Here is a 22206-nt window from a genome sequence, read left to right as displayed (position 1 = left end):
CGCATCGTGGACGAGGAGGGCGCCGACCTGGGCGACCGCGACGCCAACGGTCTGCTCGTCATGGACCAGCCCTGGCCCGCCATGCTGCGCGGCATCTGGGGTGACCCCGACCGCTTCCGCGCCACCTACTGGGACCGATTCGCTTCGCACGGCTGGTATTTCGCCGGTGACGGCGCGAAACTCGATGCGGACGGCGATCTCTGGATCCTGGGCCGCGTGGACGACGTCATGAACGTCTCGGGCCACCGAATCTCCACCGCCGAAGTCGAATCCGCGCTCGTGGGTCACTCCGGGGTCGCCGAGGCCGCCGTCGTCGGGGCGAGTGACGAGACCACCGGTCAGGGCATCGTCGCCTTCGTCATCCTCACCGCCGACGCCTCCGACACCGGCGAGACGCTGGTGGGCGATCTGAAGGCCGAGGTCTCCCGCGCGATCAGCCCGATCGCCCGCCCGCGGGAGATCCACGTGGTCCCGGAGCTCCCGAAGACCCGTTCGGGCAAGATCATGCGCCGCCTGCTGCGCGATGTGGCCGAGGGCCGCGAGCTGGGCGACACCTCGACCCTGGTGGATCCCACCGTGTTCGAGTCGATCGCGCGCCGCTGAGACGAAGTCGAATCCTTGCGACTGAGACGAAGTCGAACCTGTGCGACCGCGACGAAGTCGAATCCGTGCGACAGAGACGAAGTCGACCATGTACAGCTGAGAACAGGCACCTGACGGCGGTGCCGGGACCTCGTTACCCGGCGCCGCGATGCGGTGGACCCGCCGATGAGGGCGGGTCCACCGTCTCGGGTCAGGCCACCTGTCGATCCGGAAGAACGGTAGTGGTGGTGCGACGCGCAGCGCGTGCGCCCCGCACCACCAGCGGCAGCACCCACGCTGACGCCATTTGATCGGTCGCCAGCGCACCGAGCGAAAGCCGGTTGTGCACGAACCCGACCGAGAGCCCGCTGCCGGGATCTGCCCAGCCGAACGAGCCGCCCATGCCGATATGACCGAAGCCGGCGCGTGCGCCGGGGATCGGCAGCGAGTGATATCCCATGTGCCACATCATCGGGATATAGAACAGCGCGTGATCGAGGCGATAGGTCTCGATGTGGCGCAGAGCCCGGATCGTCTCCGGGGACAGGAACCGGCGGCCGTTGCTCATGCCGCCGGTGGCGAGCGCGCCGTAGAGCGTCGCCAGTCCGGTCGCGGTGCACACCCCGTTGCCCGCCGGAAGTTCGGTATCGAGGATGGGCGGTTCCACACCCTCCAGGAAGTCTTCCAAGCCGGGCAGGAACAGAGCACGAGAGGCCGCGCCGAGCGGACCGGGCAGCCCGTACGCGCGCCCCAGCATCATCGACACGGACGCGGTTCCGACGAATCCCAGCCGTCCGCCCTGCATGAGCGCGGGCGTGGTGGGCGCACCGACCGGCGGACGGCCCAGGTGAATACCGTCGATGCCGAGCGGATCGGCGACCTCCGTGCGGAACAGCTCCGCCATTCCGCGCCCGGTGACCGCGCGCGCCAGACCGGCGAGCAACCAGCCGAACGTCAGCGCGTGATAGGTCGGAATCCCCAGCAGGTGATCGGGTTTCGAGGCGGCGAGCCGCTGTTCCATGAGCCGGTGATCGAGAATGTCGTCCAACCCCGCGGCAATGGACGGCAGCCCCGACAGCCCGGCACGATGGGACAGCATCTGCCGCACCGTGATTCGTTCCTTGCCGTTGGCCGCGAACTCCGGCCAGTAGTAGGCGACCGGGGCGTCGTAGTCGATGAGCCCGCGATCGGCGAGCCGATGAACGACCGTCGCCGCAATGCCTTTGGTGGCGGAGAAGACCACCGCGCCCGTGTCGTCGGTCCAGGCGGTGCCGGGACCGGCCTCGCCGATCCACATCCGCACCAGCGGTTCTCCGTGCTGGTGCACGGTGATCGCACCCCCGGCTCCGGGACGACCGCCGATCATCCGCGCGAAGGTACGAACCAGCGGACCGAATTCGGCGGCGGCGAAACCACCCACGGCGGTGGGCAGACCCGGGAGCCCCGAGGAAGCGACATTGCTCACCCACTCACGGTACGAGTCGGGTGTCATCTCGGGCAATGCCGCCGCCGGGAGCGTTACTTCCGTTGGCCCAGAGGTTATTTCGAGTATCCCAGTGGTGAGGAAACCGTGACCGTGACCGGGTTTGACGGCGCCGCCGCGCGGATACGCGAGCGCGCGAGCCCCGGCGCCGTTCCACCGCCGGTCCGCACCCGCTGCGTACGCTGGCGAGCATGCGCACGCTGCGGTCGCTCTCGCTCACCCTGGTCGTCGCCGGTGTCCTCGCGGCCTCGGCCTGCTCGTCCTCGGGCTCATCCTCGGACTCGGACAAGCCGACGGTGAGCGGGGATTGGCACGGCAACATCGAGATACCGCAACATCCGATCGCGGTCGGCGTCACCTTCACCGATGACGGGAAGGCGACCATCGACATCCCCGCGCAGGGCTTGACCGACACACCGCTGACCGAGGTGAAGACCGATCCGGCGGCCGTGTCCTGGAAACTTCCCGATATCCCCGGCGACCCGGCCTTCGCGGGCAGGTACGACAAGACCCTCGACACCATCACCGGCGCATTCACCCAGTCCGGGCAATCGCTGACGTTGAACCTGACTCGCGGCAAGGTGGAGGGCCCGCCCCGCCCGCAGGAGCCGAAAGCGCCGTTCCCCTACAAGTCCGAGGACATCAACTATCGCAGCGGGGATATCACCATCGCGGGCACGCTGACCGAACCGAATACCGCCGGACCGCATCCCGCCGTACTGATGATCTCCGGCAGCGGCGCGCAGGACCGCAACGAGGAACTGCTGGGCCACAAGCCGTTCCTGCTGATCGCCGATACCCTGACCCGCGCCGGATACGCCGTGCTGCGCACCGACGACCGCGGTGTCGGCGGCACCGGGGGCAAGCTCGAAGAGTCCGACTACAAGACGCTCGCCGACGACGTCGGAGCGGGCATGAGGTACCTGCGCGGCCGTTCGGACATCGACGGCGCACGCATCGGTCTGATGGGGCACAGCGAGGGCGGCTACCTCGCGCCGCTGTACGCCTCACGCCCGGACAGCGGCGTCGCGTTCGCGATCCTGATGGCCGGACCGGCCGTGACGGGCGCGGACGTGCTGCTGGAGCAGAACCGCCTGATCCTGGCCGGGCAGGGCTCGACTCCCGAGCAGATCGCGACGCAGATCGACTACCTGAACGCCACGATCGCCCTCTACCGTGCCGGTGATCTCGACGCGGTGAAGAAGTACGCGCGGGAGTACAACGCGAAGCAGCCCGAGGCCGAACGCATTCCGGACGCGGCCATCGACCAATCGGTGACCCCGTACATGGCGGCCCTGGTCGATTACGATCCGGCCCCGGCACTCTCGGCGCTGCGCATCCCGGTGCTGGCCTTCTACGGCAGCAAGGATCTGCAGGTGCCCTCGGCCCAGAGCGCGGGCCCGGCGCAGACGCTGCTTGCCCAGGATCCCGATGCCACGGTGCACGTGTTCGACGGCCTCAATCACCTGATGCAGCCCGCCGACAAGGGCACGCCCGACGAATACACCAAGATCGAGACCACCATCGACCCGCAGGTGCTCACCTACGTGACCGCCTGGCTCACCCAGCGGTTCCCGGCCGGGTCCTGAGCGACGACCCGCGCGCGTTGCTGGCGCGCGCGGGGATTCGAGACGACAGTGGTGGCGTGGGAATCTACGAAGACCGGGTGCTCCCCCGAATCATCGACCTCTCGTGCGGATCGCGCATGCTCGATCCGGTCCGGGTGCGCACCTGCGCGGGACTGTCCGGTCGGGTGGTCGAGATCGGGTTCGGATCGGGCCGGAACGTGCCGTTCTATCCCGCCGAGGTGACGTCGGTCAGCGCGGTCGAGCCCGCCGACAACGGCTGGCGCATGGCGGCGCGGCGCGTCGCGGCGTCCCCGATTCCGGTGGAACGCGCCGGCCTGGACGGGCAGTCGCTGCCGTTCGAGGACGACAGTTTCGATTCGGCATTGTCGACCTGGACGCTGTGCACCATTCCCGATGTCATGGCGGCGCTGGCGGAGGTGCGCCGAGTATTGGTGCCCGGCGGCGTCTTTCATTTCGTCGAGCACGGGCTCGCACCCGACGCCTCGGTGCGGAAATGGCAGCACCGGTGCAATCCGTTGCAGCGCACGCTCTTCGGCGGCTGCAATCTGAATCGCGATATCGGCGCACTGATCGACGAGGCCGGATTCGAGATGCGCACGCTGGATCGCTTCTACGAGAAGCCGACCCCGAAAACACTCGGCGCGCTATCGCTCGGCGTCGCTGTCTCGCACTGAACACCTCTGTCCCACAGCGGTTCGCAGGGCACAGACGCGACCCCTCGCGCCCGCCGTGACGTGGTGCGCCACGGCGGGCGCGAGCTGATGCGTTACCGCTCGGGCCAGCCACCGTACGGGACGGTGATCAGCTCCATGTAGTGCCCGGCCGGATCGAGGAAGTAGATCCCCCGGCCGCCGTCGTTGTGGTTGATCTCGCCTTCGTGTGCCATGCGCGGATCGGCCCAGAACGTGAGTTCCCGAGCGGTGATCAGCGCGAAGGCGGAGTCGAACTCTTCCTCGGAGACCAGCAGCGCGTAATGCTGCGGCTGAATTCCGCCGGGAATACCCGGGGGGACGTTGGCGAAATCGAAGGTGACGCCGTTACCGACCGTGAGCGGTATGAACGGGCCCCACTCATCACCCAATTTCAGTCCGAGTAGTTCCGCCCAGAATTCGGCGGATTCCCGGTTGTTCTTGCAGCCGACGATGGTGTGATTGAACTGAATGGTTATGGGAGTTCTCCTGTGTTGGTGGCGATCCCGACCCTGGACCGGTGCAAGTCGGCCGACAGGAGCATCGCCACGCCTTCGAAGCTATCCAATGTCCGCGCGATTCGCCAACCTTGATGTGTCAGCTGTCACATCAGTGTTGCGGCCCGGCCGAATACTCCTGCTCGGGCCGCCCGGTGCTGCCGTAGCGCAATTGCATGCGCAGGCTGCCCGCCCCGACCAGCGCCGCGAGATACCGCTGTGCCGTGGCCCGGGAGATGCCGATCGCCGTGGACACCTGTGCCGCCGACATGGGCCCGGCCGCGGCCCGAACCGCCTGCAGCACCAACTCTTTCGTCGGCGACGCCGCGGACGGAACCGATGCCGCGCCGGCCCCGCCGCTCGCCGCGTCCGGCCGCAGGGCCGCCAGTGCCGCGTCCACCTCCCCGGCGGACACCTCCTCGGCCGCGAGCATCCGGCGATACCGGGCGTACCCCGCCAGCCGCGCGCCCAGCACCGCGTGATCGAACGGCTTCACCAGGTAACCCAGCGCCCCCGCCGACATCGCCGCGCGCACCGTCTCGGATTCGATTGCGGCGGTGAGCATCATGGCGTCGAAGCGGATCTCGCGCACCAACTCGATTCCCGAGCCGTCGGGTAGATACACATCCACCAGGGCCAGATCGAATGCCGCGGCGGCGATCGCCTCGCGCGCGGACGCCAGCGTGTTGACCGTGGCCCCGGTCTCGAATCCGGGCAGCGCCGCCACGATCCCCGCGTGCAGATTCGCGACCCGGAAGTCGTCGTCGACCACGAGCACCCTCAGATCTCCCGATCCCATGGCACCTCTCCCTCCGTCAGCACTCCCGGCAACCGTGCGATGAATTCTGCGCCACCGAGCGACCTTTCGGCAGGCTCCGCGCCCGGCGGCGCCCCGGCCGCGAGTGCCGCGCCCCCGGGATACGCCAGCCACAGGTCACCGCCCCGCGCACGCGCCACCTGCCGCGACAACGCGAGCCCCACTCCGCGACCGCCGGGCACCCCGTCACCGTCCCGCGTCGAAAACCCCTCGGTGAAAATGACATCCACCAGCTCGACCGGCACCCCCGCACCACTGTCCAGCACCACGACGTGCAGGGTGCCGCCCTCCCGCACCAGCTCGACCTCCACCACAGCCCTGGCGTCCCCGGACCTCCCGCGCGCAGGAGTCTCGACGGGTACGGAGCGCTCCGAACGGTTCACTGTCGGACGCTCGCCGCCCGCGTTCGCCGCACTCCGCCCAGGCTGCACAACAGCCACCGACCCCGAGTTGTCGGCGGCGGCCCCCGAAGCACCCGCGTCGTCGCCGAGTCCTTCCGCAGCGGTGGCGGTGCCGATGTCGGCGCCACCGGCCGGGGCCACGGGATCGGCGCCGAGCGGAAGGCCGACCTTGGCCGCCTCGATGGCATTGTCGAGCAGATTGCCCAGCACCGTCGTGACCTCCACGGGGGCAACGACATTCGCGTCCACCCAGGTATTCGGGCCCAGCCGCAGCTCGACGCCGCTCTCGCGGGCATGCGCGGCCTTGGCCGACAGGAACGCGGTCAGATACGGGTCCCGGACCATGTCGAGGCCGGGCAGCGCCGTGCCGAGCGGACCGGATTCGAGGAGTTCGGACACGTACCGCGCGGCCTCGTCCGAGCGGCCGGTGTGCAGCAACCCGTTCAGCAGATGCAGCCGATTGGCGAATTCGTGGCGCTGGGCGCGCAGCACGGTGCTCATCGACCGGACCGCATCCAGTTGGCGGGTGAGGGATTCCACGTCGGTGCGGTCTCGCACGGTGAGCACCGCGCCCAATGAGCGGCCGTCGCGGCGCACGGTCCGCGCGGTGAGAACCACCAGACGCTCGCCCACCGCGGCCTGCACCGCCTGCCCGTCGCACGCTTCGAATGCCTCCAACACCCTTGGCGTGAGCCCGATCTCGCTCATCGGACGCCCCGCCGCCGGATCGATCCCGAGCAGCCGCCGCGCCTCGTCGTTCACCACGGTGATGCGGCCGCGCGCGTCGGCCGCGACCACGCCCTCCCCGATGCCGTGCAACACCGCATCCTGCTCCCGGACCAGCTCCGCCAGTTCGGACGGCTCCAACCCCAATGTCAGCTCGTGCCAGCGACGTGCCAGCACTACCGATCCGGCGATGCCCGCCAGCAGCGCCACACCGATCAGCAGGCCCGCGCGGCGCAGGTCCCGCAGCAATTGCGCGTGCACCGCCTCGGTGGAGATCCCGACGCTCACCTCGCCGACGACCCGGCCCGGCCGCGCATCGCCGTCCGGCGCGATATCAGGTTCCAGCACAGGCACTTTGGCGCGCACCGACTCGCCCAGCGTGCCGTGTTCGCGAATCACCACCTCGGAACCGGCCAGCGCGCGCGAAGGATCGGTGCTGACCATATCGCCGAGGCGACCCCGATCCGGATGCGCGAGCCGGATGCCCGCGTCGTCGGTGATCACGATGAACAGCGCGCCGGTGTGCAGGCGAGCGTTGTCCGCCAGCTCCTCCAGTCGCCCGTCTGCGAGTTCCTGACGCAGTTCCGGTCCGCGCCGCAGCGGGGTGTCGGCATACCGAGCCACCTCCGCGCGCACGGTTGGGTCCGAGGCCACCGTGCGGGCGATCGCCAGCGCCCGCTGCCCGTACTCGTCGGACAGACGCTGACCGCTCACATACGCGAACACGCCGAAGGCCAAGCCCACCGTCAATCCCACCACGGCTACCTGGAGCAGCACGATCTGTGTACGCAGCCGGACGGATCGCGGACCGAGCAGGTTCACGCGGCCAGTGTAGACAACCATCCGCAAACCCCTGAGCACAACGCGCAAAACGTCCTAATTGCCCAGTTTTCGACTACCGCACACACCTACGGCACAACCCGGGACAGAACACCTCCGAAACGGGTCGAGCCGGGATCGACGACCTACTCGGTGACGACCGCGTCGGCGACCACAGGATGACCGCGCCGCGACCGGCGCAGCGCATCCACCGTGAACACGGCCAGCGCCACCCAGATCAGCGCGAAACCGGCCCAGCGCGAGGCGGGCATCGGCTCGTGGCCGACCACCACACCCCAGGTCAACTGCAGCGCGGGCGTGAGATACTGCAGAATTCCCATGGTGGACAGTGGAACTCGCGGAGCGGCCAGTGCGAACAGCAGCAGCGGCACCAGCGTCACCGGCCCGGTCACCATCAGCAGCGCCGTGTGTGAGCCGCTCGATCCGAACGTCGCGTGCCCGGTGACCCCGAAAACGATCACCGCGATGAGCGCGAACGGCGCGGCCGCGATCCCCTCCGCGGCCAGCCCCGGGAGCGCGTCGAGCCGGATCACCTTCTTCACCAGCCCGTAGGTGGCGAACGAACACGCCAGGATCAGCGCGATCCACGGCGGCCGCCCGTAGTCCACGGTCAGCACCACCACCGCGCTCGCACCCAGCCCCAGCGCCACCCACTGCAACCGCCGCAGTCGCTCCCGGAAGATCAACACACCGAACGCCACGGTGACCAGCGGATTGATGAAGTACCCGAGCGCGCACTCCACCACCTGCTCGGAGATCACCCCGTAGACGTACGTTCCCCAGTTCAGGCTCAGCGCCAGCGAGGCCACCGCCGCCAGCCGCCAGGTCCGCGCGTCGATCCTGCGCAACTCCCTGAGCCGCCCGGCGACCACCAGCAGAATCAGCGCCACCAGCAGCGTCCAGAGAATCCGCTGAGCCAGCACCTCCCCCGCGCTCGCGAACGACAGCAGTCCGAAGAACGCCGGAAACAACCCCCACAGCAGATAGGCGCCGACCCCGAACCCGATCCCCGCGTCCCGCCCGGCCGCGGGCTTCCCCCGCCCGCCCCGCACTCCGACGCCGCTCTCCCCCGCGATATCTCCCGCTGCCGAGTGCTCGCTCACCCAACTACGTTAGCCTGCGCAACAATCCCGGGACAGCGGATATCGGACGCGTGCCTCAGGTCAGCGGAGTGGGTCCTCCTGCGAGCCGAGCCCGCCCACCTTCTGCACGACCGTGTCCGCAGGCGTCAACTCCCGCCCATCCGCACCGCGAATCTCCAGCGGCCGCAACTCTTTCCCGTCGCGCCGATCCACCAACCGCGAATGCGCCTCGCCCGGAGCGAAGAAGTTCTCCTCCCCCCACTGCCGCAGCGCCACGACGACCGGAAACAACCGCTCCCCCTTGGCCGTCAGCACGTACTCCCGATACGCGCTCGCCTCCGAGACGGGCACCGACTCCATGATTCCGGCCTCCACCAACGCACTCAGTCGCGCACTGAGAATGTTCTTCGCCACCCCCAGACTCCGTTGGAACTCACCGAACCGCCGACTCCCGTCGAACGCGTCCCGAACGATCAGCAGCGACCACCAGTCCCCGATCGCATCCACCGACCGGGCCACCGGGCACTCGCTTCCGTCCAGCCGAGTCCGCTTCACCACCGCCGCTACCTCCTGACCGTCAACTCCTGGTTGCAACATGCTACCAACTCGAGCTAGCGTCCGACGCAGACCTAGTAGCAACTTGAAACCAGGAGCCGCCGAGTGCACACGCCTTCGGAAGCCGAACCGGCAGCACATCGGGAGTGCGGAGCGGGGACGTCCGCGACCGCGCCGTCTCGGCGGGTGGTCGCGCTGCTTGCCGTGGCGAGTGGGACCTGCGTGGCCAATGTGTACTTCGCGCAACCGCTCGTGGTGCAGATCGGTGGCGAACTCGGGTTGTCCGCGGCGGCATTCGGGCTCGTGGTGACGCTGACCCAGATCGGGTACGGGGTGGGGTTGTTTCTGCTGGTGCCGCTCGGGGACCTGATCGATCGGCGGCGGCTGGTGGTCGGCCAGATGGCGCTGCTGGCAGTGGCGTTGATGGTGGTCGGCAGCGCACCGAACGCGGCGGTGCTGTTGGCGGGGACGGCCGGTGTGGGACTGCTGGCGGTGGTCACCCAGACCCTGGTTGCCTTCGGCGCCGCACTCGCGCCCGAGGCTCGTCGCGGCCGGGTGGTGGGTGCGGTCACCAGCGGAATAGTGATCGGAATCCTGCTGGCCCGCACCGTGTCCGGCGCGGTCGCGGATCTGGCCGGATGGCGGGCGGTGTACCTGCTGTCAGCGGTAACAGCCTGCGCGCTGGCACTCGCGGTGCACCGGTCACTGCCCGCCGCACGATCACAGCCGGGCGAGCCGTCACGCGCTGCCGAACCGTCACACCCCATCCGACGACGGCAGGCAGCCGACCACGTGCGTCGATACCGCACGCTGGTGCTCTCCACGGTCACCCTCTTCGCGACCGAACCCGTACTGCGGCTGCGCGGCAGCTTCGCGCTGTTGATCTTCGCGGCCTTCAGCACCCTGTGGAGTTGCGTCGCGCTCCCGTTGAGCGCACCGCCGTATTCCCTGTCCACCACGGCAATCGGCGCATTCGGCCTGGCGGGAGCCGCCGGGGCGGTGGCCGCGACGTGGGCGGGGCGGTGGAACGACCGCGGACACTCGACCCGCACCACCGGGCTCGGTCTCGCGCTCCTGACCGTGTCCTGGGTGCCGCTGGCCCTGACCGGGCACTCGCTCTGGGCCCTGGCCGCCGGAGTGGTGCTGCTCGATTTCGCGGTGCAGGCGGTCCACGTCACCAACCAGAGCGTGAGCTACGCGATCCGCCCGGACGCCGGAAGCCGGATCATCGGCGGCTACATGATCTTCTACTCGGCCGGCAGCGCCCTCGGCGCGATCACCTCGACCTGGCTCTACGACACGGCCGGGTGGGGCGCCGTGTGCGGCCTCGGCGCGGGGATCAGCGCGGCCGCGTTCGCCCTCTGGACCCGGAGCCGGTGGCGCTGAGACGCGCCAGCACCGCTCACCAGCGTGGACCGGCTTCGGGCCGGTGACGCTCTAGGCTGTCGAACATGTCGATCACCGCAGAGAACGCGATACCGGCAAGCCCGCCGGCGACCGGCCTCACCTCCGCCGAAGTGGAGCAGCGCCGCCGCGACGGGCTCACCAATGACGTACCGCAGCGGGCCAGCCGGTCGGTGCGGGACATCGTGAAGGCGAACATCTTCACCCGCATCAACGCCATCCTCGGTGTGCTGTTCATTCTGGTGCTGGCCACCGGGTCGATCATCGATGGCATGTTCGGCCTGCTGATCATCGCGAACAGCGCGATCGGCATCTTCCAGGAGGTGCGCGCCAAGAAGACCCTCGACGAGCTCGCCATCGTGGGCCAGGCGCGTCCGATGGTGCGACGCGAGGGCAAGGCGCAGGAGGTCGCGCCGCAGGAGATCGTGCGGGACGACATCATCGAGCTCGGGCCCGGCGATCAGATCGTGGTCGACGGCGAGGTGCTCGAGGCCGAACTGCTCGAGGTGGACGAGTCGCTGCTCACCGGTGAGGCCGACCCGATCGACAAAACCACTGGCGCGCAGATCATGTCGGGCAGCTTCGTGGTGTCCGGCAGCGGCGCGTACCGGGCCACCAAGGTCGGCAAGGAGGCGTACGCGGCCAAGCTCGCGGACGAGGCCAGCAAGTTCACGCTGGTGAATTCCGAACTGCGCAACGGCATCGACACCATCCTGAAGGTGATCACCTACCTGCTGATCCCGGCGGGCCTGCTCTCGATCTACAACCAGCTGGTCTCCAGTAAGGAATCGTGGCGGCCCGCCGTCAACGGCATGGTCGCGGCCCTGGTGCCGATGGTCCCCGAGGGTCTGGTGCTGATGACCTCGATCGCCTTCGCGGTCGGCGTGGTCCGGCTCGGCCGGCGCCAGTGCCTGGTGCAGGAATTGCCCGCCATCGAGGGCCTCGCCCGCGTGGACGTGGTGTGCGCGGACAAGACCGGCACCCTCACCGAGAACGGCATGCGCCTGTCGGAGATCCAGCCCGTGGAGAAGGCCCACGTCCCGGACGTGTCGGCCAAGGGCGACAACCCCGAGCCCGAATCACTCGGCGGCAGTGAGGAATTGCGCCGGGTGCTCGCTGCCATGGCCGCGGACGATCCGCGCCCGAACGCCAGCGTGCTGGCCATCAAGGAGGCGCTGCCGGATTCCCCCGGCTGGGCGACCTCCGGCATCGCCCCGTTCTCCTCGGCGAAGAAGTGGAGCGGATTCTCCTACGGCGAGCACGGCAACTGGCTGCTCGGCGCGCCCGACGTCCTGCTCGACCCGGACTCCGACGCCGCCGGCACCGCACAGGAGATCGGCGCGAAGGGCCTGCGCGTGCTGCTGCTGGCGAGCAGCGACCGCGCGGTGGACGCGGCGGATGCCCCCGGCACCGTCACCCCCGCCGCCCTCGTGGTGCTCGAACAGCGAATCCGCCCGGACGCCAAGGGCACTCTCGAATATTTCGCCTCGCAGCACGTGGATACCAAGGTCATCTCCGGTGACAATGCCGTCTCCGTCGGCGCGGTCGCCGCCTCGCTCGGACTGGCCGGCGGCGAACATCCGGTCGATGCCCGCACGCTGCCCAGCGATCAGGACGAGCTGGCCGATGTGCTGGCCGAGCAGACCGTCTTCGGCCGGGTGCGCCCGGATCAGAAGCGCGCCATGGTCTCCGCACTCCAATCGCGCGGGCACACCGTCGCCATGACGGGCGACGGCGTGAACGACGTCCTCGCGCTCAAGGACGCCGATATCGGCGTCGCCATGGGTTCGGGCAGCCCCGCCACCCGGTCGGTGGCGCAGATCGTGCTGCTGGACAACAAGTTCGCGACGCTGCCGTACGTGGTCGGCGAGGGCAGGCGCGTGATCGGCAATATCGAGCGGGTCTCGAACCTGTTCCTCACCAAGACCGTGTACTCGGTGGTGCTGGCCTTCCTGATCGGCATCGCGGGCATCGGCTCGCAGATCTTCCACTACAAGGCGATCGGCTATCCGTTCCTGCCCCGGCACGTGACTATCGCGGCCTGGTTCACCATCGGCATCCCCGCCTTCGTGCTGTCGCTGGCGCCGAACAACGAGCGCGCCCGCACCGGATTCGTCCGCCGCGTCATGCAATTGGCGATCCCGTCCGGCGTCGTGATCGGCGTGATGACCTTCATCTCCTACCTGATCGCCTACGACGGCCCCGATGCCGGTGAGACCGCGAAGATCCAGTCGGGCACGACCGCGCTCATCACGCTGCTGATCATCGCGGTCTGGGTGCTGGCCATCGTGGCCCGGCCGTGGGTGTGGTGGAAGGCGGTGCTGATCGCGGGATCCGTTGTCGGCTACCTGATCCTGTTCGCCCTGCCGTTCACCCGGGAGTTCTTCAAGCTCGACCCGTCCAATGTCGCGCTCACCACCTCCGCGATCGTCTGCGGCGTCATCGGCGTGGTCCTGGTCGAGGCGGCATGGTGGCTCAGCGCCCGACTACGCGGCGAGACACCGCATCTGCTGCCCGGCTCGCCAGGCGACTCGGAGGATTCCCCGCTGACTGCCGGAAGGCACTGACCCCCAAGGTATTCCGGCTCGATATGACGGCGGCGCACCATTCGGTGCGCCGCCGTCGTCGTGTCCGACAGAACCCGAACTGGTCACATGGTTTGGCTCGCCGGTGAATTGTCCCGGTCCTGGGCAGGCATCGAATCGACGGGTACCTTTGTGCGCCATGGAGGTCCTGCTGCATCAGATCGACGCGTTCGCGGACGCACCGTTCTCGGGCAACCCGGCGGCGGTGATGCCGCTGATGTCCTGGCTACCCGACGAGCTGCTCCAGCAGGTCGCCGAGGAGAACAATCTCGCCGAAACCGCCTTCTACACTTCGGCACTGCCCGCGGAAGCCGGTTCGGCGCCGGACAACTCCCCCGCCTTCCACCTGCGCTGGTTCACTCCTGCGGCGGAGGTCGACCTGTGCGGGCACGCCACCCTGGCCAGTGCCGCACAGATTCTCGACGATATGCATCCCGGCGCGGACCGCGTGCACTTCTACACCCGCAGCGGCTGGTTGCGGGTGGACCGGGACCGCGACGATCTGATCCTGGACCTGCCGGTGGTCGAATCGGTGGAAGTGCCTGTGCGGGAGCAGATCCCGGCCGCGCTCGCGCACGCGATCGGCGTCCGCCCGCTGCGCGCCTTCGAGGGCACCGACGTGGTGCTGGTCCTCGGCTCCGAACTCGAAGTGCGCGAGGCGAGCCCGAATTTCGCGGCCTTCCCCGAACTCGGCCGCGGGGTCGTCATCACAGCGCCCGGCGAAGGCGCCGATTTCGTCTCCCGCTTCTTCGCACCCGGTGTCGGCGTCCCCGAGGATCCCGTAACCGGTTCCGCCCATGCTCAACTCGCGCCGCTGTGGGCGAAGACCCTCGGCCGCACCACCCTCACCGCCCGCCAGTTGTCCCGCCGCGGCGGCTTCCTGCGCTGCACCCTCACTCGCGGCCGGGTCCGTCTGGCCGGGCGATGCCGCCGATATCTCGACGGCGTGGTCCGGCTGCCTGACTGAATCACGCTGCCCGGCGGGCGGAGTGAACACCCCCGCTTCCGCACCGAGGCTGCTCGGCTCAGCGCGAGATGATCCGGTGGGTCAACGCGACCAGATCGTCCGCGCGATACCCCGGATATCCGTTCAGCAGTCCACGCCAGCGCTCCGGAATCGCCGACGCTCCCCACCGTGCCCCCAGCAGTCCGCCCGCGATGGCCGCCGTGGTGTCGGTGTCACCACCCGCGCGGACCGCGAGTTCCAGTGCGGCGGGCAGATCGTCGGTATTGGTGATGGCCCACCACGCGGTCTGCAGCGCGTGCACCACCCAGCCGTTCTTCGGGAAGTCCTCGGGCCCGCCGTTCTCCGCGGTATCCAGCAGCGGCGCCCAGAACCCGGCGTCGACCGAGGAAAGCCCTTCTCGCACACCGTCGTACGTCCCGTGCAGCACCGCGTGCCGAATCGCCCACGACCACAATTTGCACGCCTGCATGGCCTGCGGATCGTAATGCGTGAGCGAGCTGACCACGGCCGCGGCCTTCATGCAGTGCTCCGGATCGTCCAGGTACGCCAGCGCCACCGGAGCGGTCCGCATCAACGATCCGTTCCCGGCCTTCAATCCACCCAGATCGTGCGCACGAACCTGCATCTCCCGTCCGGTCGGACTGCGCCACTGCAGCACCTGCCCGGTCTGGAATCCCACGTCCGGCGGTTTGGAATCCCACCACGACACGAACTCGGCCGCGACCGCGTTCAACCCCGCCTCCTCGTGCAGCGCGCCGGCCTCGGCAGCCCCCTTGGCCACCGCGATCGCCATCGAGGTGTCATCGGTCCACTCGCCCGGCGCCCAATCGAACGTTCCGCCGCCGATCATGTCGATGACCACGTCCGGTCCCGGATGGGTGAACTCGTACCCCGCGCCCAGCGCGTCCCCGGCGGCGGTCCCCAGCAACACGCCCTCGGCCCGATCGATCTGCTCCGCAGTCAATTCCATCGGAAGCCGGCCCCTCTCGTTCGACGAACTTGCACGCCACTTTGCTACGACCGTACGACAGCCACGCACCGACCCGGCGCGCCCATACGGCATCGACACGAATTCGCCGATGAACATCCGCGGCCCCGCTCGCGTAGAGCCCTGAGTAGACCGGTGGACCCGGGGGCGGGAGCACACCGGCGGCCACAGGCGGAACTCGGCGCATCACTGCACTACGCTCGGGGCAACTCCGGCTCAGCGTTGCCGCCGCAGTCGCTCTGTGCATCCCCGCTCCCCCGTACACGGTTGGAATATCCGGAGGTTTGCCGATGATGAGTCAGCTGGTCAGTACACCGCCGATGGCGGCGAACGAGATGCATCCGCTGCTGCGCCCGCTTCCCGCCGTGCCGACATCCGGGCACATCTTCGATATCGACCGGCGGCTGGGCACCGTCGACATGGACGAGAACCAGGGATTGCGCATCGACGGGATCGCCCGGCACATCCAGGATGCGGGCGTCGACCACCTGGTGCACTGCGAGGCGCTGGACACCCACCCGCACTGGATCGTGCGCCGCACGGTCATCGACGTGATCCGCCCGATCGCCTGGCCCGCCCAGCTGCGCCTGCGCCGCTGGTGCTCCGGCATCTCCCCGCGCTGGTGCACCATGCGCGTGCGGATCGATTCGGACAACGGCGGCCTCATCGACACCGAGGGCTTCTGGATCCACATGAACAAGGAGACGATGAGCCCCTCCCGGGTGCAGGACAAGTTCTTCGAGCTCATGTCCACCACCACCGACGAACACCGCCTGCGCTGGAAGCAGTGGCTCGGCGAACCACTGCCCCACGCCACCGGCGCCCGATTCCCCTTGCGCCGCACCGACGTCGACCACTTCGGGCACGTCACGAACACCGCCTACTGGCACGCCGTCCACGAGTTCGCGGCCGAAGCCGAAGACCTCACCGGGGGACCGCACCGGTTCGTCCTGGAATACAACAAGCCCATCCGCTACGGCGAACAACTCGACGTGCACACGGTGGGCGGACAGGACGCACTCGACCTCTGGTTCGCGGTCGACGGCGACGTTCGCGCCGTGGCGCAACTGCGCGCCGCGCCCTGACGACGACGCGCAGACGTCGGTGCACGCACTAGCTGTGTGCGGCCCGCTGGATCAGATCAGCCACGATATCGGGCCGGGACACCGACACCGCGTGCGAGGCAGCCACTTCCACGACGGTCGCGGCGGCGCGCTCGGCCATGAATCGCTGCGCCTCGACGGGGATGTTCTTGTCCTCGGTGGTCAGGAGGGCGAACGCGGGAATCGACCGCCAGGCCGCGGCGGCGGCGGGTTCCTGCAACGCGGACAACGCGACCGGACGCTGGGTCACGGCCATGAGTTCCGCCGTCGGCTCGTCCACGTCGGCGGCGAACTGCGCGGGGAACGCCGACTGCCGGATGTACAGCTCGGTACCCGGCTCGCCAGCCGGCACCGGATAACTCCCCGGGCGGGTGGCCTCGGCCAGCGTGGAACCGGGGAACTTGCCGGTCAGCTCGAGAGCGCTCTCGCCCTCATCGGGAATGAACGCCGCGATGTACACCAGCGCAACGACATTCGGCTTGCCCGCCGCCGCCTCGGTGATGACGCTGCCGCCGTAGGAATGACCGGCGACCACGCACGGCCCCTCGATACCGTCCAGCACCGCGGAGACATACGCGGCATCGCTGTGCAGCCCACGCAACGGATTCGCGGCGGCGACCACCGAATACCCCTGCGCGCGAAGTCGTCCGGCCACGCCGTTCCAGCTCGAGGAGTCCGCGAACGCCCCGTGCACGAGCACGATGGTCGGCGCGGACGAAGAACTCTGTTCAGTGCTCATGAGTGGCTCTCTTGGATCTCGATCGATAGTGGAAAGACGATGGCGCGCTCACGCCGGGTACAGCGCGCCGCGCAGGGTCGCGACCGCCTGTGCCACAGCGGCTTTGGCGGCGTGCGTGTCGTGCAGAGAATTCACCATCACGAAGTCGTGGATGATCGCGCCGTACCGGATCTGCGTCACCGGCACACCGGCCGCCCGCAGCTTGCCCGCGTACGCCTCGCCCTCGTCGCGCAGCACATCGGCCTCACCCGTGATCACCAGCGCCGGCGGCAGGCCGCTCAGCTGCTCGGTGGTCGCCCGCAGCGGTGAGGCGGTGATCTGCGCGCGATCCTCCTCGCTGGTCGTGTACTGATCCCAGAACCACTTCATGCCCTCGCGCGCGAGGAAGTATCCCTCCGCGAACTTCAGATAGGAGCCGGTGTCGAAGTTGGCGTCGGTCACCGGATAGAACAGCACCTGCTGGGCGAACGACACATCACCGCGCTCCTTGGCCATGAGCGTCAGAGCGATCGCCATATTGCCGCCCACCGAATCACCTGCGATCGCGATCCGCGACGAATCGAGGCCCTTCTCCGCGCCGTGCGTGGTGACCCACTGCGCGACCCGATAGGACTGCTCGTTGGCGACGGGGTAGCGCACCTCAGGTGACCGGTCGTACTCCGGGAACACCACAGCCGCGTGCACGCCGACCGCGAGATCCCGCACCAGCCGATCGTGCGTGTGCGCGTCACCGAAGACCCAGCCCGCACCGTGGGTGTAGAGGATCACCGGCAGCACCTCGGTCGCACCTTCGGGCTTGACGATCCGCACCCGCACCGATCCGGTCGGCCCGCCCTCGACGGTGATCCATTCCTCGTCGATCTCCGGCTTGAAGATCGGCGAATCCTGCACCGAATCCACCGCCTTGCGGCCTTCTTCCGGAGCGAGCTGGTAGAGGAACGGCGGCTGCGAGGTCGCGTCGACGAATTCCTGCGCGGCCGGTTCGAGCGAGATAGCCAGCGGATTACCCGACATGAGAATGCCTTTCGTTAGTCGAGACGATCGGAAGAACGACTGTGCTTGCCGCTCAGGACAATTCGGCGATCGCGTCGGTGATGACGGTCGCGACCTCACGCGGATGAGTCTGCATAACCAGGTGCGGGGCATCGATCTCCACCACGGTCCGCAACCCGGCGCGCTCGTACCCGAATCGCTCGACATCCGGGTTGATGGTCCGATCGGCGCTGGACACGATGCCCCAGCCCGGCGTGCTCTTCCACGCCGCCGCGAGCGCGGGCTCACCGAACGCGACCGCGGAGAGCGGGCGCTGCGAGACCGCAAGCACCGCGGCCTTCGCGGCATCCAGTCCCGCGGCGAACACCTGCGCGAACGCATCGATCTCGACCGACACGTCGGTGCCGGGCTCGCCACCCTCGACCGTGTAGGGCCGGTAGATCAGATGGTTCGCGAGATCGGAGTCCGGGAATCGGCTCTGCAGTTCCCCCAGACTCTCGCCCTCCTCCAGCACGTAGCCGGAGACGTAGACCAGCCCGACCACGTTGTCGGCGACACCGGCCACCGTGATGACCGCACCGCCGTAGGAGTGCCCGGCCAGCAGCACCGGGCCGTCGATCTGCTCCACGAATGATCTGATGTACGCCGCATCGGCGGCCAGGCTGCGGTTGAAGACCGGCGGCGCGAACACGCGATGCCCTTGGGAGAGAAGAAGTTCAGTGACGGGAGCCCAGCTCGCGGCATCGGCGAAGGCGCCGTGCACGAGAACGATGGCCGGAGTCGAAGACATGGCGTTCTGCTCCAATACTGAGTGAGGTGTGACAACCGGGTGCCCCGATCAGTCTGGTTCGAGTGCCGCCTGCCGCGCCCCCCTCCACCGGCCGTGAATACCACCGATCAGGACACGGCCTCCATGCTCACGGGATCGAGCGCACCGGTGGATCGGAAGCGCTGCTGATACTTCCGAGGCGAGATGCCCAGACGTGCGACGAAGGCCCGGCGCAGCGCCTCGCTGCTACCGTATCCGGCGACCATCGCGGTATCGGTCACATTTCTTCCCGAGTGCAGCATGTCGCGCGCCAGACCGAATCGAATGAAGGCGACGTAGTCGGCGGGAGAACGCTCCAGCTCGGCGCGGAAGAGGCGGGTGAGATGACGCACGCTCACTCGCGCGTGCGCCGCGAGACTCTGAACCGTATGTGGGAAGGCAGGATCCGCGCAGATCAGATCGACCACCCCGCGAACCAGGGGGCTGCGCGGCACCGGACCGCTCAGGGAGGCCGAGAACTGGGATTGTCCACCCGCGCGCTGCATGTACACGACCAGCGACTGCGCCACGCGCCGTGCGATATCCGCGCCGTGATCCTCCTCCACCAGAGCCAACGCGAGATCCATACCGGCCGCGACCCCCGCCGAGCTGTACAGGTTCCCATCACGCACGAAGATCGAGTCCGGATCCACCGCGACCGCCGGATACCGCCGCGCGAGTTCCGAGGCGAACTTCCAGTGCGTGGTCGCGCGGCGACCGTCGAAGAGTCCCAGTTCGGCCAGGACGAAGGCACCGCTGCAGATCGAGGCGATCCGGCGGGTATTCCACGACAGTCGCTCGGCCGCGGCCAGTACCTGTGGCGTCACGAACTTCTCGGGGGCGAGCTCGCTGCCGGGGATGACGACGGTATCGAACCGTCCGGCGTCCGCGACGGCGCAATTCGCCTGGATCCGCGCCCCGATCGAGGTCTGCACATCCCCGCCGTCCGGCGAGATCAGCACCACCTCATATCCCCGCACCGACTGATTGGCCTCGACGAACACCTCAGCCGGTCCGCAGAAATCGAGCATCTTCACGCCGTCGAAGACCAGAACACCCACTCGGCGAACGGACGCCTCGGCGAAATTCGGGGACATGTCAACCAGTATTGTGGAGGAACGGCTCCATAACAACGTGCGCCGCGCAACACTCCGATTGGTACGGTGAGGCCATGGGCAGGCCACGACAGTTCGACGAATCGAACCTGCTCGCTACCGCGACCGAACTGTTCTGGTCGAAAGGGTTCGACAACACCTCGATCGAGGACGTCTCGAGGGCCACCGGAGTCGGAAACGGAAGCGTCTACGCCGCGTACGGCAACAAGCGCGGACTGTTCCTGACCGCATTCACGCGGTACTGCGAGCAACGGGCCGAATTCGTACGCGAGGTAATCACCTCCACTCCCGGATCGGCGAGGAACGCCGTTCGCGCACTGTTCCGCGCGGTCGTCGAAGACTGTGCCGCACAACCGGACAGGCGCGGATGCCTGATGCTCAACAGCATCACCGAACTCGGCGGACGGATACCCGAAGTCGTCACGATCGGCACACAGGCGACCGCCGCGATGGAAGACAGTGTCGCCGAGCGCCTGGGCGCCGCGGTGGGGCTCGACCCGGCGGTGGACGAGGCGACACTCTCGGCTTTGAGCGCCAACCTGGTGATGGTTTCGCAGGGACTGATCCAGTTGAGTCGCTTGGGAATTCCAGCCGAACGGTTGCTGGAGATCGCCGAGGTGTCGAGCAGCGCTCTGCCTGCGGGGTGGGCGGATGAGGTCCAGGTATTACCGAGTCGGCGAACCGGGACGCGCAAGTAGCGGGGTCGGCAGAAATGCCGGTCCGCCGCGAACTGCGGCGATTCGGTGGTTGCCGCTTTGACCGGCCATCCGCACACGGGCCGAGGCCGCACTGAATTGGACGTGATTGCCGGGGAATCAAAGGCTGGTGCACGAAAGTCACTGCGCCGCTTCACAGTCCAGCTCGGGACTTCGACTCGAACAGGGGCGATGCGGTGTTGCCATGGCCTGTGACGACAGCGCGAACAAGGGGGGCGAAAAGCCGCCGAGAAGAGAAAGCGCAAAGAGACTGGAAAGTCTCATGGTCTGAATACGTGCAGTTCAGATAGGGTTTTCTGTTCCGTTCGATGATCCCGCGCGGTAGAATTAGCACATGCGTTCGAACGAGACGGGAATCGGAGACACTGCGGGAGCCGGACTGGCCACCGCAGTCGACACCCTGCTCGATGCGAACCTCGCGCCGTTGACCGATGACGGGGTCACCGAACTGATGCGCTCGGTCGAAACCAGCAAACGACGCCTCGCCGCGTTGGAGCACCGACTGGTGATCGAGGTCGTAGAACGGTCCATCCCGCAACGCGCAGGAGTACGTGACGCCGTCCGATTTCTGGAACAAGCGCTGCGGCTCTCGCACCGGGAAGCATTCGGGCGCATGAAGGCCGCTCAGCAGTTCGGGATCTGGCACGACATCACCGGGCAAGACCTCGAACCCCTGCTGGCCTACACCGCGAAAATCCAAGCAGCCGGGGAAATCTCGCCCGAGCATGCCCGCGCGATCGGCAACATCATGCACCGACCCCGCACGCCATCTCGCGTGCAGACCGCGACGCCGCCGAGCAAGTGATGGCCGAGCACGCGCGGTCTGGGTCGCCTGATGACCTGCCCCGGATCGGCAATTCCCTGTCCGCGCACCTGGACCCCGACGGCACCCTCACCGACGACACCGACCGCGCCCGCCTGCGTGGGATCGTGCTGTGCGACCAACGCCTCGACGGCATGAGCCTGCTGAAAGGCGAGATCACACCCGCGTTGCGGGCGCTGCTGGAACCGGTCCTGGCGAAACTGGCCCGCCCGGGCATGTGCAACCCCGAGGATCCCGACAGCCCGTTCGCTGACACCGACCACGTGAGCCGCGAGATCCTCGACGCCGCCGCGCAACGCGATAGCCGCAGTGCCGCGCAACGCAATCACGATGCGCTGCTGGCATTCCTGCGCCCGGAAATAGGACCCGGCAAACTCGGATCGCATCGTGGTCTGCCGGTGGAAGCAATCGTCACCATGACGCTTTCCGAACTCGAAGACGCTGCCGGTGTGGCCACCACCGCCTCCGGGGGCACGGTGTCCATCCCGGAAGCCCTCAAACTCGCTGAGCGGTCCAAGCCGTTCTTGGCGTTGTTCGACCACACCGGCATGCCCCTGCACCTCGGACACGGGGAGCGTTTGGCCAGTCCCGCGCAACGCAGGGTGTTGATCGCTGCCGAGCGTGGCTGCACCCGCCCGGGTTGCAGTGCTCCCGCCACCTTGGCTGCGGTGCATCACATCACCGAACACAGCAAGGGCGGACCC

21 protein-coding genes are annotated in these 22206 nt (G+C 68.1%); 10 read left to right on the top strand and 11 right to left on the bottom strand.

Annotated features, from left to right (window positions below; translation table 11 throughout):
* On the top strand, window positions 1-603 hold a 603-nt coding region (locus NJ1_RS37250), incomplete at its 5' end, for an AMP-binding enzyme (RefSeq protein ID WP_157574646.1).
* A 190-nt stretch (window positions 604-793) separates the two neighbouring features.
* On the opposite strand, the gene NJ1_RS37245 is transcribed toward NJ1_RS37250, so the two are convergent.
* Entirely contained in the window at window positions 794-2047 is a 1254-nt protein-coding gene (locus tag NJ1_RS37245; protein WP_067704906.1) for a serine hydrolase domain-containing protein, read from the bottom strand.
* 209 nt (window positions 2048-2256) lie between these two features.
* On the opposite strand from NJ1_RS37245, the gene NJ1_RS37240 reads away from it, so the two are divergent.
* Entirely contained in the window at window positions 2257-3654 is a 1398-nt protein-coding gene (locus NJ1_RS37240; protein WP_067704893.1) for an alpha/beta hydrolase family protein, read from the top strand.
* Window positions 3655-3710: 56 nt separating this feature from the next.
* The gene (locus NJ1_RS37235) at window positions 3711-4328 is read left to right on the top strand and encodes a class I SAM-dependent methyltransferase (RefSeq protein ID WP_067704885.1); all 618 of its coding nucleotides are present in this window, start codon (window positions 3711-3713) and stop codon (window positions 4326-4328) included.
* 92 nt (window positions 4329-4420) lie between these two features.
* Here the strand turns inward: NJ1_RS37235 and NJ1_RS37230 are convergent, their stop codons facing one another.
* The 5 genes from NJ1_RS37230 to NJ1_RS37210 form a co-directional block, all read right to left on the bottom strand.
* Window positions 4421-4822 carry a VOC family protein gene (locus NJ1_RS37230; protein WP_067704883.1) on the bottom strand — a complete coding sequence of 134 codons (402 nt, stop codon included), beginning with the start codon at window positions 4820-4822 and terminating at the stop codon, window positions 4421-4423.
* A gap of 130 nt (window positions 4823-4952) precedes the next feature.
* The gene (locus tag NJ1_RS37225; protein WP_067704880.1) at window positions 4953-5639 is read right to left on the bottom strand and encodes a response regulator; all 687 of its coding nucleotides are present in this window, start codon (window positions 5637-5639) and stop codon (window positions 4953-4955) included.
* Window positions 5621-7627 (bottom strand): ATP-binding protein, encoded by a 2007-nt coding sequence (locus NJ1_RS37220; RefSeq protein ID WP_084479257.1) that lies wholly within the window; start codon window positions 7625-7627, stop codon window positions 5621-5623. The genes NJ1_RS37225 and NJ1_RS37220 overlap by 19 nt, the downstream gene beginning before the upstream one ends.
* Before the next feature lie 122 nt (window positions 7628-7749).
* Window positions 7750-8676, bottom strand: coding sequence for an EamA family transporter RarD (gene rarD, locus NJ1_RS37215; RefSeq protein ID WP_067704875.1), 927 nt, complete (start codon window positions 8674-8676; stop codon window positions 7750-7752).
* Between the two features lie 111 nt (window positions 8677-8787).
* Entirely contained in the window at window positions 8788-9264 is a 477-nt protein-coding gene (locus NJ1_RS37210) for a winged helix-turn-helix transcriptional regulator (RefSeq protein ID WP_067704904.1), read from the bottom strand.
* A gap of 102 nt (window positions 9265-9366) precedes the next feature.
* Here NJ1_RS37210 and NJ1_RS37205 point away from each other — a divergent pair, with 102 nt between their 5' ends.
* The 3 genes from NJ1_RS37205 (at window position 9367) to NJ1_RS37195 (ending at window position 14217) form a co-directional block, all read left to right on the top strand.
* Window positions 9367-10647 (top strand): MFS transporter, encoded by a 1281-nt coding sequence (locus NJ1_RS37205; RefSeq protein ID WP_067704873.1) that lies wholly within the window; start codon window positions 9367-9369, stop codon window positions 10645-10647.
* 65 nt (window positions 10648-10712) lie between these two features.
* Entirely contained in the window at window positions 10713-13232 is a 2520-nt protein-coding gene (locus tag NJ1_RS37200) for an HAD-IC family P-type ATPase (RefSeq protein WP_067704871.1), read from the top strand.
* 157 nt (window positions 13233-13389) lie between these two features.
* A complete protein-coding gene (locus NJ1_RS37195; protein ID WP_067704860.1) occupies window positions 13390-14217 on the top strand; it encodes a PhzF family phenazine biosynthesis protein in 828 nt (275 codons plus the stop codon).
* A 58-nt stretch (window positions 14218-14275) separates the two neighbouring features.
* On the opposite strand, the gene NJ1_RS37190 is transcribed toward NJ1_RS37195, so the two are convergent.
* Window positions 14276-15187, bottom strand: coding sequence for an ADP-ribosylglycohydrolase family protein (locus NJ1_RS37190; RefSeq protein ID WP_067704858.1), 912 nt, complete (start codon window positions 15185-15187; stop codon window positions 14276-14278).
* A 308-nt stretch (window positions 15188-15495) separates the two neighbouring features.
* Here NJ1_RS37190 and NJ1_RS37185 point away from each other — a divergent pair, with 308 nt between their 5' ends.
* Entirely contained in the window at window positions 15496-16290 is a 795-nt protein-coding gene (locus tag NJ1_RS37185; RefSeq protein ID WP_157574644.1) for an acyl-[acyl-carrier-protein] thioesterase, read from the top strand.
* A gap of 28 nt (window positions 16291-16318) precedes the next feature.
* Here NJ1_RS37185 and NJ1_RS37180 read toward each other — a convergent pair whose 3' ends face one another.
* The 4 genes from NJ1_RS37180 to NJ1_RS37165 form a co-directional block, all read right to left on the bottom strand.
* Window positions 16319-17047, bottom strand: coding sequence for an alpha/beta fold hydrolase (locus NJ1_RS37180; protein ID WP_067704855.1), 729 nt, complete (start codon window positions 17045-17047; stop codon window positions 16319-16321).
* 48 nt (window positions 17048-17095) lie between these two features.
* A complete protein-coding gene (locus NJ1_RS37175; RefSeq protein ID WP_067704852.1) occupies window positions 17096-18061 on the bottom strand; it encodes an alpha/beta hydrolase in 966 nt (321 codons plus the stop codon).
* Between the two features lie 52 nt (window positions 18062-18113).
* On the bottom strand, window positions 18114-18830 hold the full coding sequence (locus tag NJ1_RS37170; protein ID WP_067704900.1) for an alpha/beta fold hydrolase: 717 nt from the start codon (window positions 18828-18830) through the stop codon (window positions 18114-18116).
* A gap of 107 nt (window positions 18831-18937) precedes the next feature.
* Window positions 18938-19945: a GlxA family transcriptional regulator gene (locus NJ1_RS37165; protein ID WP_067704849.1), complete on the bottom strand. Its 1008-nt coding sequence runs from the start codon at window positions 19943-19945 to the stop codon at window positions 18938-18940.
* A gap of 74 nt (window positions 19946-20019) precedes the next feature.
* Between NJ1_RS37165 and NJ1_RS37160 the strand changes: the two genes are divergently transcribed.
* The 3 genes from NJ1_RS37160 to NJ1_RS37150 all read left to right on the top strand — a co-directional run.
* On the top strand, window positions 20020-20661 hold the full coding sequence (locus NJ1_RS37160; RefSeq protein ID WP_084479254.1) for a TetR/AcrR family transcriptional regulator: 642 nt from the start codon (window positions 20020-20022) through the stop codon (window positions 20659-20661).
* Window positions 20662-21013: 352 nt separating this feature from the next.
* Window positions 21014-21484 carry a DUF222 domain-containing protein gene (locus tag NJ1_RS40915; RefSeq protein ID WP_067704846.1) on the top strand — a complete coding sequence of 157 codons (471 nt, stop codon included), beginning with the start codon at window positions 21014-21016 and terminating at the stop codon, window positions 21482-21484.
* Window positions 21484-22206: HNH endonuclease signature motif containing protein (locus NJ1_RS37150; RefSeq protein WP_157574642.1), on the top strand; the 723-nt coding region annotated here is incomplete at its 3' end. The genes NJ1_RS40915 and NJ1_RS37150, both read left to right, overlap by 1 nt.

It is taken from the genome of Nocardia jejuensis NBRC 103114, assembly GCF_001613145.1.
Classification (GTDB): Bacteria; Actinomycetota; Actinomycetes; order Mycobacteriales; family Mycobacteriaceae; genus Nocardia; species Nocardia jejuensis.
Note: the sequence above shows the minus strand (reverse complement) of the source record. Positions and strands in the feature narration are given on the sequence as shown.

What these genes read in the sequence shown, in the direction of transcription:
- NJ1_RS37240 (WP_067704893.1), top strand. Translation starts at nt 2,257, where the DNA reads ATGCGCACGCTGCGGTCGCTCTCGCTCACCCTGGTCGTCGCCGGTGTC.
- NJ1_RS37185 (WP_157574644.1), top strand. Translation starts at nt 15,496, where the DNA reads ATGATGAGTCAGCTGGTCAGTACACCGCCGATGGCGGCGAACGAGATG.
- NJ1_RS37160 (WP_084479254.1), top strand. Translation starts at nt 20,020, where the DNA reads ATGGGCAGGCCACGACAGTTCGACGAATCGAACCTGCTCGCTACCGCG.
- NJ1_RS37190 (WP_067704858.1), bottom strand. Translation starts at nt 15,187, where the DNA reads ATGGAATTGACTGCGGAGCAGATCGATCGGGCCGAGGGCGTGTTGCTG.
- NJ1_RS37200 (WP_067704871.1), top strand. Translation starts at nt 10,713, where the DNA reads ATGTCGATCACCGCAGAGAACGCGATACCGGCAAGCCCGCCGGCGACC.
- NJ1_RS37165 (WP_067704849.1), bottom strand. Translation starts at nt 19,945, where the DNA reads ATGTCCCCGAATTTCGCCGAGGCGTCCGTTCGCCGAGTGGGTGTTCTG.
- NJ1_RS37170 (WP_067704900.1), bottom strand. Translation starts at nt 18,830, where the DNA reads ATGTCTTCGACTCCGGCCATCGTTCTCGTGCACGGCGCCTTCGCCGAT.
- NJ1_RS37195 (WP_067704860.1), top strand. Translation starts at nt 13,390, where the DNA reads ATGGAGGTCCTGCTGCATCAGATCGACGCGTTCGCGGACGCACCGTTC.
- NJ1_RS37180 (WP_067704855.1), bottom strand. Translation starts at nt 17,047, where the DNA reads ATGAGCACTGAACAGAGTTCTTCGTCCGCGCCGACCATCGTGCTCGTG.
- NJ1_RS40915 (WP_067704846.1), top strand. Translation starts at nt 21,014, where the DNA reads ATGCGTTCGAACGAGACGGGAATCGGAGACACTGCGGGAGCCGGACTG.
- NJ1_RS37225 (WP_067704880.1), bottom strand. Translation starts at nt 5,639, where the DNA reads ATGGGATCGGGAGATCTGAGGGTGCTCGTGGTCGACGACGACTTCCGG.
- NJ1_RS37175 (WP_067704852.1), bottom strand. Translation starts at nt 18,061, where the DNA reads ATGTCGGGTAATCCGCTGGCTATCTCGCTCGAACCGGCCGCGCAGGAA.
- NJ1_RS37220 (WP_084479257.1), bottom strand. Translation starts at nt 7,627, where the DNA reads ATGGTTGTCTACACTGGCCGCGTGAACCTGCTCGGTCCGCGATCCGTC.